General features: G+C 66.7%; 12 protein-coding genes, 1 tRNA gene, 2 rRNA genes and 2 pseudogenes (1 of these 17 cut by a window edge). 16 read left to right on the forward strand and 1 reads right to left on the reverse strand.

Going from position 1 to position 15362, the window contains the following annotated elements; all coding sequences use genetic code 11:
• The 11 genes from V8F63_RS05670 to V8F63_RS05720 all read left to right on the forward strand — a co-directional run.
• Positions 1-1341, forward strand: a 23S ribosomal RNA gene (locus V8F63_RS05670); it begins 1439 nt to the left of the window's first position.
• 82 nt (positions 1342-1423) lie between these two features.
• A 5S ribosomal RNA gene (rrf, locus tag V8F63_RS05675) occupies positions 1424-1538 on the forward strand.
• A 57-nt stretch (positions 1539-1595) separates the two neighbouring features.
• Positions 1596-1672: transfer RNA gene (locus V8F63_RS05680), tRNA-Met, on the forward strand.
• Positions 1673-2157: 485 nt separating this feature from the next.
• Positions 2158-3399 carry a putative DNA modification/repair radical SAM protein gene (locus V8F63_RS05685; protein ID WP_278070216.1) on the forward strand — a complete coding sequence of 414 codons (1242 nt, stop codon included), beginning with the start codon at positions 2158-2160 and terminating at the stop codon, positions 3397-3399.
• Positions 3399-4850: a UdgX family uracil-DNA binding protein gene (locus V8F63_RS05690; protein WP_392354748.1), complete on the forward strand. Its 1452-nt coding sequence runs from the start codon at positions 3399-3401 to the stop codon at positions 4848-4850. The genes V8F63_RS05685 and V8F63_RS05690 overlap by 1 nt, the downstream gene beginning before the upstream one ends.
• Positions 4851-4900: 50 nt before the next feature.
• Entirely contained in the window at positions 4901-5929 is a 1029-nt protein-coding gene (locus tag V8F63_RS05695) for an Ldh family oxidoreductase (RefSeq protein WP_392354749.1), read from the forward strand.
• Between the two features lie 132 nt (positions 5930-6061).
• Positions 6062-6991, forward strand: a complete 930-nt coding sequence (locus V8F63_RS05700; protein WP_303705540.1) for a dihydrodipicolinate synthase family protein — start codon at positions 6062-6064, stop codon at positions 6989-6991.
• Positions 6992-7095: 104 nt separating this feature from the next.
• Positions 7096-8001, forward strand: a complete 906-nt coding sequence (locus V8F63_RS05705; protein WP_392354750.1) for a 4-hydroxyproline epimerase — start codon at positions 7096-7098, stop codon at positions 7999-8001.
• Positions 8002-8085: 84 nt separating this feature from the next.
• Complete coding sequence (locus V8F63_RS05710; RefSeq protein ID WP_392354751.1) at positions 8086-8313, forward strand: GntR family transcriptional regulator; 228 nt, start codon at positions 8086-8088, stop codon at positions 8311-8313.
• Positions 8310-8480: a hypothetical protein gene (locus V8F63_RS05715; RefSeq protein WP_392354752.1), complete on the forward strand. Its 171-nt coding sequence runs from the start codon at positions 8310-8312 to the stop codon at positions 8478-8480. Before V8F63_RS05710 ends, V8F63_RS05715 begins: the two co-directional genes overlap by 4 nt.
• On the forward strand, positions 8459-8752 hold the full coding sequence (locus V8F63_RS05720) for an FCD domain-containing protein (RefSeq protein WP_392354753.1): 294 nt from the start codon (positions 8459-8461) through the stop codon (positions 8750-8752). The genes V8F63_RS05715 and V8F63_RS05720 overlap by 22 nt, the downstream gene beginning before the upstream one ends.
• Before the next feature lie 24 nt (positions 8753-8776).
• On the opposite strand, the gene V8F63_RS05725 is transcribed toward V8F63_RS05720, so the two are convergent.
• The gene (locus tag V8F63_RS05725; protein ID WP_392354754.1) at positions 8777-9655 is read right to left on the reverse strand and encodes a sulfite exporter TauE/SafE family protein; all 879 of its coding nucleotides are present in this window, start codon (positions 9653-9655) and stop codon (positions 8777-8779) included.
• A 97-nt stretch (positions 9656-9752) separates the two neighbouring features.
• Here V8F63_RS05725 and V8F63_RS05730 point away from each other — a divergent pair.
• The 5 genes and pseudogenes from V8F63_RS05730 to mbhE all read left to right on the forward strand — a co-directional run.
• A pseudogene (locus tag V8F63_RS05730) lies at positions 9753-10921 on the forward strand (Xaa-Pro peptidase family protein).
• A gap of 37 nt (positions 10922-10958) precedes the next feature.
• On the forward strand, positions 10959-12179 hold the full coding sequence (locus tag V8F63_RS05735) for an FAD-binding oxidoreductase (protein ID WP_392354755.1): 1221 nt from the start codon (positions 10959-10961) through the stop codon (positions 12177-12179).
• A 295-nt stretch (positions 12180-12474) separates the two neighbouring features.
• Complete coding sequence (locus V8F63_RS05740; protein WP_392354756.1) at positions 12475-12993, forward strand: hypothetical protein; 519 nt, start codon at positions 12475-12477, stop codon at positions 12991-12993.
• Positions 12984-14414, forward strand: coding sequence for a proton-conducting transporter membrane subunit (locus tag V8F63_RS05745; RefSeq protein ID WP_392354757.1), 1431 nt, complete (start codon positions 12984-12986; stop codon positions 14412-14414). Before V8F63_RS05740 ends, V8F63_RS05745 begins: the two co-directional genes overlap by 10 nt.
• Positions 14414-15268 (forward strand): annotated as a pseudogene (gene mbhE / locus V8F63_RS05750) (hydrogen gas-evolving membrane-bound hydrogenase subunit E); the annotation flags it as partial. The gene V8F63_RS05745 and the pseudogene mbhE, both read left to right, overlap by 1 nt.
• Between the last annotated feature and the right edge of the window lie 94 nt (positions 15269-15362).

A 15362-nucleotide genomic window follows, 5' to 3' on the forward strand; every position in this document is an offset into this window, starting at 1 on the left:
TGACGGATGGCATAAGTCGTCGGGGCTTATTGGATTGTTCCCGGCGGTGGCGTCGTCCCTGGAAATAACTCCAGCAGAGACCGTACCCGAAACCGACACAGGTGGTCAGGTAGAGCATACCAAGGCGCTTGAGAGAACTGTGCTGAAGGAACTCGGCAAATTGCACGCGTAACTTCGGAATAAGCGTGACTCACCCTGGGCAACCAGGACTGAGTGGCACAAGCCAGGGGGTAGCGACTGTTTAGCAAAAACATAGGGCTCTGCGAAGCATCAATGCGACGTATAGGGTCTGACGCCTGCCCGGTGCCTGAAGGTTAAAGGGAGGAGTGAAAGCTCCGAACTGAAGCCCAGGTAAACGGCGGCCGTAACTATAACGGTCCTAAGGTAGCGAAATTCCTTGTCGGGTAAGTTCCGACCTGCACGAATGGCGTAACGACTTCCCCACTGTCTCCAGCACAGGCTCAGTGAAATTGAATTCCCCGTGAAGATGCGGGGTTCCCGCGGTCAGACGGAAAGACCCTATGAACCTTTACTATAGCTTCGCCTTGGCGTTAGCGACCGTATGTGTAGGATAGGTGGGAGGCTATGAAGCCGGGGCGCCAGCTCTGGTGGAGCCATCCTTGAAATACCACCCTTACTGTCGTTGACGTCTAACCGAGGGCCGTTATCCGGTCCCGGGACATGGCGTGGTGGGTAGTTTGACTGGGGCGGTCGCCTCCCAAAGTGTAACGGAGGCGCGCGATGGTTAGCTCAGACCGGTCGGAAATCGGTCGTCGAGTGCAATGGCATAAGCTAGCCTGACTGCGAGACTGACAAGTCGAGCAGAGACGAAAGTCGGCCATAGTGATCCGGTGGTCCCGCGTGGAAGGGCCATCGCTCAACGGATAAAAGGTACTCTAGGGATAACAGGCTGATTTTGCCCAAGAGTCCATATCGACGGCAAAGTTTGGCACCTCGATGTCGGCTCATCACATCCTGGGGCTGGAGCAGGTCCCAAGGGTACGGCTGTTCGCCGTTTAAAGTGGTACGTGAGCTGGGTTCAGAACGTCGTGAGACAGTTTGGTCCCTATCTGCCGTGGGTGTTCGAAGCTTGAGAGGATCTGTCCCTAGTACGAGAGGACCGGGATGGACATACCTCTGGTGGACCTGTCGTGGCGCCAGCCGCGCAGCAGGGTAGCTAAGTATGGAATAGATAACCGCTGAAAGCATCTAAGCGGGAAACTAACCTCAAAACAAGGCTTCGCTGAGGATCGTGGAAGACTACCACGTTGATAGGCCAGGTGTGGAAGCGCGGTGACGTGTGAAGCTTACTGGTACTAATAATCCGATCGGCTTGATCGTTTCTCAGCAAAACTCATTCGATTTTTACTTGTCGAAAACAAAAAACGATATCTTCTCATTTCATTCGTGTGTGTCGGGTTGACCTGGTGGCTCTGTCGGAGGTTCCCCACCCGATCCCATTCCGAACTCGGTCGTTAAGCCCTCCAGAGCCGATGGTACTTCGTCTTAAGGCGCGGGAGAGTAGGTCGCCGCCGGGTCTACCCGACACACATGAATGATATCTCGAACCCTTCTTCCTTTACTCACCGCCTTGCCGCGGGATGGAGCAGCCCGGTAGCTCGTCAGGCTCATAACCTGAAGGTCGCAGGTTCAAATCCTGCTCCCGCACCCAAATACAAAAGCCCCCGAAGCTGATGCTCCGGGGGTTTTTGCTGATCCATGCCCTCTCTCGACCCGACAGGCTCGATCACAGGGCAACGCCGCAGGGCTATCTGGGCGTCGGTGGGACGTCGGCTTGGTTTAGCAGTGCAGAACGACCATTCCTGGCGCTGTGGCATCATTCGTTCTGGCGACGGGCATGGAGGCGATCGCTGCGACGGTGTTGCACGGAGACCGCGTGGCGACGGATTGAGTTCTGACGGCCGCGGTTGGATCGATTTCGGCTCTGAGGTCGGCCAAGCGAGCTTTGGGCCCTGCCGCGTTCGACGGCTCGTCGGGCGAAGCCGGTCAGTCAGAGCGGGGCCAAACTTTTTCAATCACCTGTGACAAGGCGGCGCTTTTCCTTGGCGAGGCGGCGCTGCGACGAGTCTTGCGCTCGACCAAAAAAGCGCTGCGGTGACGCTGGACCTGATCTGATGTGGAACATATCATGAACTCATGGCTCAGATCGATCTTCGACGAAAGCTGGCGGTTCTGGCGGACGCCGCCAAATACGACGCCTCTTGCGCCTCGTCCGGCACCACGAAGCGCAACTCCCTTGGCGGGCGCGGGATCGGCTCGACGGAGGGCATGGGCATTTGTCACGCCTATACGCCCGACGGTCGGTGCGTCAGCCTGTTGAAGATTCTGCTGACCAACTTCTGCATTTACGACTGCGCCTATTGCATCAACCGGGTGTCGTCGAATGTCGAGCGGGCGCGCTTCACGGTGCAGGAGGTCGTCGACCTGACCTTGGCCTTCTACAAGCGCAACTACATCGAAGGGTTGTTCCTGTCGTCCGGCGTGATCCGCAACGGCGACTATACGATGGAACAGCTGGTCGAGGTCGCGCGGCGCCTGCGCGAGGATCATTACTTTCGCGGCTATATCCACCTGAAGCTGATCCCAGAGGCGGACGCGCGGCTGGTGGAGCTGGCGGGCCTCTATGCCGACCGACTGTCCGCCAATATCGAGCTGCCACGCGACGAGGCCCTGGGCCGTCTAGCCCCCGAGAAGGACGCGCGGACGATCCGCAAGGCGATGGGGCAGGTGCGGCTGAAGCTGGAAGAGGCCAAGCCGGAAAAGCGGGACCGTAAGCGCCCGCCCGCCTTCGCCCCGGCCGGTCAATCGACCCAGTTGATCGTCGGCGCCGACGGCGCGCCGGACACGGAGATCATGGCCCGCAGCGCCGCCCTTTACGGCGGCTATGGCTTGCGCCGGGTCTATTATTCGGCCTTCAGCCCCATTCCCGACGGCTCGAGCCTGCTGCCCCCGACCAAGCCGCCGCTGATGCGTGAACACAGGCTCTATCAGGCCGACTGGCTGATGCGTTTCTACGGCTTCACTGCGCCCGAGATCGGGGAGGGGACCGACGAGGGCATGCTGGATCTGGCCGTCGATCCCAAGCTGGCCTGGGCGCTGCGGCGCCGCGAAGCCTTCCCTGTCGACGTGAACCGGGCGGCGCGCGAAACCCTGCTGCGAGTGCCGGGCCTGGGGGTGAAGGCGGTGGACCGCATCCTGTCCGTGCGGCGGCATCGCACTTTGCGGCTGGAGGATGTGGGTCGGCTGACGCGGTCGATCGAGGCGGTGCGGCCGTGGATCACGGCGCTGGATTGGACGCCCGGCGGTCTGACGGACGCGGCCGACCTGCGCGCGCGCCTGGCGCCGCAGCGCAAGCCCGAGCAGTTGAGCCTGTTCTGATGCGCACGGCGGTCCTGGCCGATCCGTTGGATTTCGACGGCTGGCGCAAGGCGGCGCGGCGGCTGCGGCTGGCCGACATCGAGCCGGGCCGGGTGAAGTTCGCCGTGGGCGCGACTGGGGGCGGCCTGTTCGACGAGGGCGGCACCCTGCCTGAGGTCGAAGGCGCTTTCACCGCGCCGCGCGCGTTCTTGGAAACGGCGGCGCAACTGATCCAGCATCGGTCCGAGGATCGCTTCGACCTGATGTATCGCCTGCTGTGGCGGCTGAAGGATCAGCCGAACCTGATGGCCGTCCTGTCCGACCGGGACGTGGCCGAGGCGGCGGATCGGGTGAAGGCGGTGCGCCGCGCCGCCCACAAGATGAAGGCCTTCGTGCGCTTTCGACAGGCGCAAGACGAGGCGGGCGAGCGCTGGGTCGCGTGGTTCGAGCCCGCCCATCGGGTGCTGCAGGCGACGGCGCCCTTCTTCGCGCGCCGGTACAGCGCCATGCGGTGGTCGATCCTGACGCCGGACGGGGCGGCGCACTGGGACGGAACGCTTCTGACCTTCGGCCCGCCCGCCGATCAGTCCCAGGCGCCCGCCGAGGACGCGGTGGAGGATTTCTGGCGCACCTACTACGCCTCGACCTTCAATCCGGCGCGGCTGCGGCCTCAGGCGATGCGGTCGGAAATGCCCAAGCGTTACTGGAAGAACCTGCCCGAGGCGGCGTTGATCCCGGAACTCACCGCCGCCGCGTCGGTTCGCACGGAGGCCATGGTGAACCAGCCCGCGCCCACGCCCAATGACCGGTTCCAGCGCGTTCGCGCGCCGTCGGTGGATCGCGCGGCGACGGATGATCTGGTCCCCGACAGTCTGGACGAGCTGGCGCGCGGCGTTCAGGGCTGCCGCCGCTGTCCGCTGTGGCGCGACGCCACCCAGGGCGTTTGCGGGGAGGGACCGAAGCGTGCGGCCTTGATGGTCGTGGGAGAACAGCCGGGCGATCAGGAGGACCTGGCCGGTCGGCCCTTCGTCGGCCCCGCCGGGCGTCTTCTGGATGCGGCGTTCCAAGAGGCGGGACTTGATCGCGGCGAGCTCTACCTCACCAATGCGGTCAAGCATTTCAAGCATGAGCCGCGCGGCAAGCGTCGGCTGCACAAGACGCCCAATGCGGGGGAGGTACAGGTCTGCCGCTGGTGGCTGGATCATGAACGGCGCCTTGTCAGGCCGGAGCTGATCCTGGCTCTGGGCGCGACGGCGGGGCTGGCGGTGCTGGGGAGAAAGCCCGCCGTCCAGGCCGAACGCGGCCGCGTGCTCACGACCGAGGACGGCGCGCGGGTGCTGCTGACGGTGCACCCGTCCTACCTGCTGCGCCTGCCCGATCCGGCGTTGCGCGCCGAGGAACGAAGGCGTTTTCTGGCTGACCTAGCCGTCGCCAGGCACGCGCTTAAGAGAACGGACGCCAAACGGGCTTGAAGTTTTTGCCCGCGCCCATATCGTATACGATTGTGCTGCGGGAGAGCGATATGAGCGTGTTTGAGGCCCAGGAAACGGTCGCCTTGTCGATTGACGAGGTGTTCGCCCTATCGCGACGGGTGCTGACGGGGGCGGGGCTGTCGGTTCCGCACGCCGAGGCGGTGGCGCGGGCCATCACGGCGGGCGAGCGGGACGAGTGCGCCTCGCACGGGCTTTATCGTCTCCCCGGCTGTGTGATGACGATCCGCTCGGGCAAGATGTCGCTGGACGCCGAGCCGGTCATCACCGACGCCTCGCCCGCCCTGGTGCGCGCCGACGCCCGTTACGCCTATTCCCTGCTGGCCTTTGAACGCGCCGCCCCGCTGTTGGCGCAGAAGGCCAAGGAGGTCGGGGTGGCGGCGCTGGTCATCAACAACTGCTTCCATTTCTCGGCCCTGTGGCCCGAGATCGAACACCTGACCGGCATGGGCGTGGCGGCCCTGGCCATGACCCCCAGCCATTCGTGGGTGGCGCCCGCGGGCGGCAAGCGCGGCCTTCTGGGCACCAATCCGATCGCCTTCGGCTGGCCGCGTCCGGGGCCGCACCCCTATGTCTTCGACTTCGCCACCAGCGCCATCGCGCGCGGCGACATGGCGCTGCACGACATCGCCGGCAAGTCGATCCCCGAGGGCTGGGGCGTCGACGCCGAGGGGCGGCCGACGACCGATGCGCGCGCGGCTTTGGACGGCGCCATGCTGACCTTCGGCGGGCACAAGGGCTCGGCCCTGTCGACCATGATCGAGCTGATGGCGGGCCCGTTGATCGGCGACCTGACCAGCCGCGAATCGATGGCCTTCGACGACGGCGCCAGGGCGGCGCCCATGCATGGCGAACTGATCCTGGCGTTTGATCCGGACCTGATGGGCGGCGGAGATCCCGAAGCCAACGCGGCGCGGGCCGAGGCCCTGTTCGCGGCCTTCGCCGACCAGGGCGCGCGCCTGCCGTCGCAGCGCCGGTACGAGGCCCGCGCGCGCAGCCTGGCCAACGGCGTGCGCACCCCCAAAGTCCTGTACGACCAGATCATGGCCCTTGGGTTCTGACCCGAGGCGGCCAAGCCGACCAGCAGGCGTGAGAGCGGATTTTTAAAGGTCTTCCAGGGCCTTGATCGGTCACCGCTTCCGGCTTAATCATATACTGTATACGAAATAAGCAAGCTCGGGAGGGAGCAGCACATGGCGGGAATGAAGTTGGATTGGACCGGGGTGATTCCGGCGGCCACCACGCAGTTCAATGAGACCCTGGGGGTCGATTTCGACTCCACCCAAAAGGTTCTGGACGGCCTGATCCGTGATGGCGTCGACGCCATCATCGTCATGGGCACCGTGGGCGAGAACAACTCGCTGGAGCCTGAAGAAAAGCGCGCTGTCCTGAAGGCGGCGGTCGAGGTCGTGGACGGCCGGGTGCCGATCATCACCGGGGTCAGCGAACTGACCACGGCGCGGGCCGAGGCCTACGCCAAGGACGCCGAAGACATCGGGGTGGACGCCCTGATGGTGCTGCCGGCCATGGTCTATGTGCCGACGCCGGCGGAGCTCGAGGCGCACTTCCGCGCCGTGGCGGCCGCCAGCGGCCTGCCCAACATGCTGTACAACAACCCGCTGATGTATCGTCAGACGCTGAACAACGACGACCTGCGCCGCCTGTCGGACGTGCCGAACATCGTCGCCCTGAAGGAAAGCGCCCCGGACTCGCGCCGCATCACCGACATCTTCAACGAGCTGGGCGACCGCTACTCGGTCATGGTCGGCCTGGACGACGTGGCGCTGGAAGGCATGATCCTGGGCGCCAAGGGCTGGGTCTCGGGCCTGACCAACGCCTTCCCCGAAGAGTCGGTGGCCCTGGTCAAGGCGGTTCAGGTCGGCGACATCGCCCGCGCCCTTGAGATCTATCGCTGGTTCATGCCGCTGCTTCACCTGGATTCGGTTGCGGATCTGGTCCAGTCGATCAAACTGTCCGAGATGATCATGGGTCGCGGTCACGAACGGGTCCGCATGCCGCGCATGCCGCTGGCCGGCGCCCGCCGCGCCGAGGTCATCGCCATGGTCGAAAAGGCGGCGGAAACGCGCCCGATCGGCTCGGGCAAGGCCACCAAGATCACCTGATCGGGAGCCCAGATGCGCGACGTCTTTTTCTGCATCGACGGTCATACCGCCGGCAACCCGGTTCGCCTGGTCGCCGGCGGCGCGCCCTGTTGTCAGGGGCCAGCATGGCCGAGCGGCGGCTCGACTTCCTGAGCCGCTACGACTGGATCCGCACCTCCTTGTGTTTCGAGCCGCGCGGCCACGACATGATGAGCGGAGGCTTCCTGTATCCGCCGACCCTGCCGGATGCGGACGCGGGCATCCTGTTCATCGAGACCAGCGGCTGCCTGCCCATGTGCGGCCACGGGACGATCGGCATGATCACCTTCGGGCTGGAGCATGGCCTGATCCGGCCGCGCACGCCGGGCCGGCTGAAGATCGAGGTCCCTGCGGGCGTTCTGGACATCGCCTATGAGACTGAGGGCGATAAGGTGACCTCGGTGCGCATCCGCAACGTGCCGGCCTATCTGGCGGCGCAAGGCATCGAGATCGACGTGCCGGGCCTCGGCCCGCTCAGCGTCGATGTGTCTTACGGCGGCAACTACTACGCCATCGTCGAACCGCAGGGCGCCTACACCGGCCTGGACGACCTGGGCGCCAGCCGCATCATCGAACTGAGCGGTCTGGTGCGCGAACGGGTGCGGGCGGCCTTCCATCCGGTGCACCCGGACGAGCCTTCGATCAACGGCGTCAGCCACGTGCTGTGGGCCGACAAGCCGAAGGGCGAGGGCGCCGACGGCCGCAACGCCGTCTTCTATGGCGACAAGGCCATCGACCGCAGCCCCTGCGGCACCGGCACCTCGGCGCGGCTGGCCCATCTGCACGCCAAGGGACGGCTGAAGGTCGGCGACGCCTTCGTCCACGAAAGCTACATCTGCAGCCGGTTCATCGGCCGGGTCGAAGCTGAAACGACCGTGGGCGACCACAAGGCCATCGTGCCCTCGATCGAGGGTTCGGCGGTCGCCACAGGCTTCAACACCATCTGGATCGACCGCACGGATCCCTTCTGGGCCGGCTTCCAGGTCGTCTGAGCGACTGGCCGTCGTAATTGCGCACGGCGCACGTTATGGCTGGGCCGGGCGACCGGCCCAGCCTTTTTCGACTCGATGAACCGCATGGCCGCATCTCCGTTTGAAGTCCGCACCCTGTCCGACCGCCTGATGGAGGTCGTGCGCGACATGATCCTGTCGGGGGCGATCGCGCCTGACGTGCCGATCCGGCAGGACGCCCTGGCGGCCGACCTGAACGTCTCAAAGATTCCCCTGCGCGAAGCGCTTGTGCGGCTGGAGCAGGACGGACTTGTGGTGTCGCACCCCAACCGGGGCTTTTCGCGCGCGGCATGAGCGCGGCCGAGGTGGAGGAGATCTTCGAACTTCGCCTCAAGCTGGAGCCGGACGCGGCGGCCGAGGCCTGCCTCGTCGCGGATGAGGCCCGGCAGGACGAGGCTCTGCAGGTGCTGGCGCAATTGAATGCGGCGGCGGCTGGGGGATGCCGACGGTCGGCCCTCTGAACCGCGCCTTCCACATGGCTCTGGTGCAGCCGGGCAAGCGCGCCCTGACCGCGGAAATCACCACCCGCCTCCACGTCATGGCCGACCGCTATGTGCGCAAGCATCTTGAGCACAAGGGGCGCCATCTGACGGCCGAAGCCGAGCACCAGGACATCCTTCAGGCCTGGCTGGCCCGCGACGCCGATAAGGTGCGCCGTCTGGTGGCCGACCACCTGCAGCACACCTTGTCCGACCTGCGCGAGGAGTTCGCGCAGGGCGACGGGCAAGGCTGATCGACAACCTTGCCCGGCGCAGCCTCAGCCCTGTTCGGCCGGGACGGGCTGCTGACGGGCCTTCAGGGCGGTCATCAACAGATTGACGGCCGCGTAGAGCACCACCACCACCACGCCCCAGCGCAGGACCGTCAGCGGCAGGGAGGTGATGACGAAGGCGGCCAGCAGCACGGCGGGTATCCCCCCGATGGCCATCCCCAGCACCAGCCGCAGATCGATGCGCTGGCTCTTGATGAAACGCAGGCTCGACACCGGCATCAGGAAGGCGCAGGCGCCCATCATGATCGGGAAGGCCGCCGTGGGGTTCATGCCCATCAGGCTGAGCATGATCAGCGAAGGCGCATAAAGGCCGATGCCGAAGCTCATCAGGGCGCCCATCAGCACATGGGCCAGGACGGCGATCAGGAACAGGTTGCCCTCCAGGGCGACCGCCTCTCCGCCCGCAGGCATCAGGTTCAGATTGGTCATGGCGTAAAGGGCGGCGGCGATCAGCAGGGCCGCGCCGACCACGATCTGAACCGCGCGCACCGGCAGACGCAGCACGATGGGCGCGCCGATGACCGCCCCCAGGATGGAGGCGCCGATACAGGCGATCAGCAGCACCGGATCGACCTGGATCAGCTTCATGAAGACCAGCCCCTGCATGACCGTCGGCAGGCAGTGACCGGCGTTCAGCACCGCCGGAAGAAAGCTGTCGGGCACCAGTTTGCGGAACCGCAGCCAGGCCGTGGTCGGCGCAAAGGAGCCGATGCCCAGCGCATCGAAGAAGTTGGCGACCGCGCCTATGGCTATGCCTTCCGCCTTGGGTTTCAACGCTCCGCGCGCCTTGGCGGTGCGGACCAGTTGGACGGCGTAAAAGGCGGCCAGCAGCGCCAGCGCCGTCAACAGAACGGCTATAATCATGATGTTTCCCTCCCCGAGGTCCTCGCCGCCCTTTACGAGCGATCCGAGGAATGAAAGAAAACATGACTAGAAATCAGATACAATATACATTCGAGCCATGACCTTTCTTCCGCCCAGCGCCCCGCCCATCACCGTCGCGGAACGACAGGACCGCGTCGCCGCCCTGGCCGCGCGATTGAGAGCCGATGGGCTGGCGGCCCTGCTGGTCGGACCTACGGCGTCGCTGCGTTATTATACGGGACTGGACTGGCATCCGTCCGAGCGGCTGACCGGCGCGCTGATCCATGCCGACGGCCGGGTCCAGTACATCTGTCCCCGGTTTGAGCTGGACAAGGTGGCTGGGCTGACGGCGGGGGCTGTCGCGGGCGACATCCTAACCTGGGAAGAGGAAGAAAGCCCCTATGCCCTGGCGGCGGCCAGCCTTCCCGAGGGCGGCGTGCTGGCGATCGACGATCAGGCGGCGGCCTTCATCTGGCTTGGCCTCAGCCGCGTTCTGGGGGCCGAGCGCGTCACGGACGGCGGCCCGCTCATCGTCGCCCAGCGCAGCATCAAATCGGCGGCCGAGATCGCCCTTCTGACCCGCGCCAAGGCCATCACTCTGGAGGTCCAGCGCCGCACCCGCCACTGGCTGAAAGCGGGCGTCCTCACCTCCGAGGTCAAGGCCTTCATCGACGCCGAACATCGCGCCCTTGGCGGCGAGGGCGGGTCCTGGTTCTGCCTGGTCTCCTTCGACGACGACACCTGCCTGCCGCACGGGGGCGAGGGCGACCGCGCCCTGGCGGCGGATGATGTGGTGCTGATCGACACCGGGACCCTGGTGGACGGTTATCACTCGGACATCACCCGCACCTATGTCTTCGGCCAGCCGACGGAGGACTTCCGCCGCGTCTGGGCGCATGAGAAGGAAGCGCAGGCCCGCGCCTTCGCCGCCGCGGCCCTGGGCGCCCCTGCGCCGCCGTGGACGCCGCCGCGCGCGACTATCTGACCAGTCTCGGCTACGGTCCCGACTACCGCCTGCCGGGCCTGCCGCACCGCACCGGCCACGGCATCGGTCTGGACATTCACGAAGCGCCCAATCTGGTGCGCAGCGATGTTACGCCGCTGGCGCCCGGCATGTGCTTCTCGAACGAGCCGATGCTGGTCATTCCCGGCCGGTATGGCGTGCGCCTCGAAGACCATTTCTACATGACCGAGGCCGGGCCGGTCTGGTTCACCGAGCCGTCGCATAGTCTGGACGACCCGTTCGGAGAGGACGCGGCGGCATGACGACAGCCCGGCGCTGGGCCGTCGTCGGCGGGGGCTGGTGGGGGCGGCGACGGCGCTTCGCCTTCAGGCGGCCGGTTTTGAGACGACGCTGATCGACCGGGGCGACTCGCGACGCGGCGCCTCCTTCGGCAACATCGGCCACATCGCCGCCGAGCAATGCGAGCCCATGCCCTCGCCTGCGACCCTCAAGGGCGCCGTGGGGCGGCTGTTCGCTTTTGGCGGGCCGCTCGATTTTCGAGCGCGCGATGCGTCGCTGTGGGGACCCTGGGCGCTGCGGTTCCTGGCCGCGTCTCGACCGGCGGCGGTCGCTCACGGGGCCGAGGTTCTGGCGCATCTGCTGGACGATCCGGTCGGCGCCTGGATGCGTCTGGCCGCTCTGGCCCAGGCGCCCGAGAGCCTGATCCGGGCGACGGGCCATTCGGTGGTCTGGTCCACGCCCGATGCGGCCCGGCGCGGGCTGGCCGGCTGGGGCGCCGCGCGCACCGGCGGGGCGCGCTTCCGCGTGATGGAGGCCGAGGAACTCGCCGCCTATGACGCCGTCCTGCGTCAGCGTCCAGCGGGCGGAATCCGGTTCACCGGCACGGGTCAGGTCAGCGAGCCGCAGGCGGTGCGCGACGCCCTATTGGCCGCCTTCGCCGCCAAAGGCGGGCAGACGGTCCACGCCGATGCCGCCGCCATCCGGCCCGTGGCCGACGCCGCCGAGGTCGCCCTGTCGGACGGAACAGCGATCGACGCCGATCGTATCGTCGTGGCGGCGGGTGCATGGTCGGAGCGTCTGATGGCGCCGCTCACGGCGCCCTTGGGCGTGCGCGCGCCTCTGATCGGCGAGCGGGGCTATTCGGTGCAGTCGGCCCAGCATGACTGGCCCGACGACCTGCCTCTGACCGTGTTCGAGGACCGCGCCCTGGCGGTCGCCCGTTTCGACGGGGGCCTGCGCGCCTCCAGCCACGTGGAGTTCGGCGCCCCGTCTGCCCGGCCCGATCCGCGCAAGTGGCGCAGCATCGAGGCGCATCTGCGCGATCTGGGCGTGGCCTTCTCGGCCGAGCCTGACCGGTGGTGCGGCCCCCGGCCGACCCTGCCGGACTATCTGCCCGCCATCGGCCGGCTGAGCGCTCACCCTCAGGTGCACTACGCCTTCGGTCACCAGCATCTGGGCCTCACGACGGCGGCGCGAACGGCGGAGATCATCGAGCAGATGGCGCTGGGCCGGCCCGCGCCTGCCTGGACCGAGGCTCTTAAGATCGAGCGCTTCGGCTGAGATTCCGAGGGCGCCGATGGCGCGGCGAAGGGGCGAGGCCGGGCCGTAGCGTACAGCCCCGCCGGCGTTCGTCGCCCTGGCTCGAGCCTGTTCCTGGTGGAGGCGATCCACGGCTAAACCGGCCGTGAGGTCGCGGCGCTGCGGCAAGGCGATGGCCGAACCGCTCCTGCTACGGTCACAATCGCGCCAACTCGTCGCTTTGACGCAAGGGCGTCATTTCCCTTAGGAAAAAGTCTGGCAAAACGAAGAGGCGCGATCCGCAGTCTTTCGGGCGCCGTCCCACAACCTATCGGAGATGATCGACACGCCCGTGCCCGCCAGCTTCCTCCTGCTCGTCATTCTTGTCCTGCCCTTCATCGGGGCCATGATCGCCTCGGGGCTGCCGCGTCACGCGCGGACCTCTGCGGCCATTCTGTCGTGGATCATCGCCCTGATCAGCGTCGGGTGTCTGGCGGTGCTCTGGCCGCGGTTCCAGGACGGGGAGGTGTTGAAGCTGACGCTGGCGTGGCTGCCGTCCCTGGGGGTGAACCTCACGATTCGCCTGGACGGCCTGTCATGGGTGTTCAGCGCCCTGATCCTGGGGATCGGCGCGCTCGTGGTGCTTTATGCGCGCTACTACATGTCGCCGAAGGATCCGGTGCCGCGCTTCTTCTCCTTCCTGCTGGCCTTCATGGGCGCGATGCAGGGCGTGGTGCTGTCGGGCAATCTGATCCAGCTGGTGGTCTTCTGGGAGCTGACCAGCCTCTTCTCCTTCCTGTTGATCGGTTATTGGCACCAGAACGCCTCGGCGCGCGAGGGCGCCGGATGGCGCTGACCATCACGGCCACCGGCGGGGTGGCCCTGCTGGTCGGCATGATCCTGATCGGCCGCATCGTCGGCAGCTATGAGCTGGACGCCGTCATCGCCGCGCGCGACGTCATCCTGGCCAGCCCGATCTACCCGGTCGCCCTGGGGCTGATCCTGATCGGGGCCCTGACCAAGAGCGCCCAGTTCCCGTTCCACATCTGGCTGCCGCGCGCGATGGCGGCCCCGACGCCGGTCAGCGCCTATCTGCACTCGGCGACGATGGTGAAGGCGGGCGTCTTCCTGCTGATGCGGTTCTGGCCCGTCTTCGGCGAGACCGAGATGTGGTATTTCGTGGTCGGCGGCTTGGGGCTGACGACCCTGCTGGTCGGCGCCTGGTGCGCCATCTTCCAGCACGACCTGAAGGGCCTGCTGGCCTATTCGACCATCAGCCATTTGGGCCTGATCTGCCTGCTGCTGGGGCTGGGGTCTGACCTGGGCGCCATCGCGGCCATCTTCCACACTATCAACCACGCCACCTTCAAGGCCTCGCTGTTCATGGCGGCGGGCATCATCGACCACGAGGCCGGGTCGCGCGACATGCGCAAGCTCAGCGGCTTGATCCGATTTATGCCGATCACCGCCACTCTGGCCATGGTCGCCGCCGCCGCCATGGCGGGCGTGCCCCTGCTGAACGGTTTCCTGTCCAAGGAGATGTTCCTGGCCGAAGCCCTGGCCAGCACTCAGACCTCGGCGCTGAACCAGGCGCTGCCGGTGCTGGCGACCCTGGCGAGCGCCTTCAGCGTCCTGTATTCGCTGCGCTTCATCCACACGACCTTCTTCGGGCCGCCGTCGACTGAGCTGGACCGCGTCCCGCACGAGCCGCCCGGCTGGATGCGGCGTCCGGTCGAGGTGCTGGTGGCCCTGTGTCTGCTGGTCGGGGTCTTCCCGGCGGTCACCGTCGGCCCCTTCCTGCGCAGCGCGGCCGTGACCATGCTCGGCTTCGACCTGCCCTATTACAGCCTGGCCCTGTGGCACGGCTTCAACCTGCCGCTGCTGCTCAGCGTCATCGCCATGGCGGGCGGCATCGGCCTCTATGTCGTCTTCGGCAAGGCGCTGAACGCCAATCCGCGCGGCGGTCCCTGGGGCATGAAGCGGCTGAACGGCGGCTATCTGTTCGAGCGCTCCCAGGTCATGTTGATGGACCTGTCGCAATGGATCGTGCGCCACCTGGGCGCGCAGCGCCTGCAGCCGCAGCTGCGCCTGATCCTGCTGACGGCCTTGCTGTCGGGGGCCGTGGCGGCGGCGGGCGGCTTCGTGTTGACCTGGCCCGAGTTCCGCGTGCCCCAGGCGCACAACCTGGCCTTCGCCGCCCTGTGGCTGGCGGGGGCGCCTGCGCCCTGGCCGCCGCCTGGCAGGCCAAATACCATCGCTTGGCGGCCGTCATCCTGATGGGCGGGGCGGGGCTGGCCAGCTGTCTGACCTTCGTCTGGCTGTCGGCGCCGGATCTGGCCCTGACGCAGCTGGTGGTCGAGGTGGTGACGACGGTGCTGCTGCTGCTGGGCTTGCGTTGGCTGCCCAAGCGGCTGGCCGAAATCCATGTCCCTGAGTCGGAGCGGCGCCGTGCGCTTTGGCGCCGTCGTCTGGACCGGGGCATCGCCATCTTCGCCGGGGCGGGCGTGGCGCTGATCTCCTGGGCCGTCATGGTGCGCCCGCCGGTCGAGGGTGTGTCGCGCTTCTTTATCGAGAAGGCCTATGAGGAGGCCGGCGGCCGCAACGTCGTCAACGTCATTCTGGTCGACTTCCGCGCCTTCGACACCTTCGGCGAGATCACCGTCCTGGGCGTCGTCGGCTTGACGGTGCTGGCCTTGCTGCGCCGCTTCCGGCCGGCCAGCGACAGCCTGTCCCAGCCGATACAAAAGCGCGTTCAGGATGCGTCTGACCGCGCTCGCGAGGGCCGCAGCGAGGGCGACACCCTCAGCGACACCATGATGATTCCCGGCGTGGTGATGCGCTGGCTCTTCCCCTTCATCATCCTTCTGGCGGTGCACCTGTTCCTGCGCGGGCATGACCTGCCGGGCGGGGGCTTCGCGGCGGGGGTGGCGCTGTCGATCGCCTTTATCCTGCAATATATGGCGTCCGGCGCCCGCTGGGTGGAGGAACGGCTGGAGATCCGCCCGATCATCTGGATCGGCGTCGGCCTGCTGATTGCGGCGGCCAGCGGCGCCGTGGGATGGATCTTCGACCAGCCCTTCCTGACCTCCTATTTCCAATACGCCGACCTGCCGCTGCTGGGCCGCGTCCCTCTGGCCAGCGCCGTCCTGTTCGATCTGGGCGTCGTGGTCCTGGTCGTGGGCGCCACCGTGCTGATCCTGGTCGCCCTGGCGCACCAGTCGCTGC

It is taken from the genome of Brevundimonas sp. LF-1 (assembly GCF_037055305.1).
Taxonomy (GTDB): Bacteria; Pseudomonadota; Alphaproteobacteria; order Caulobacterales; family Caulobacteraceae; genus Brevundimonas; species Brevundimonas sanguinis.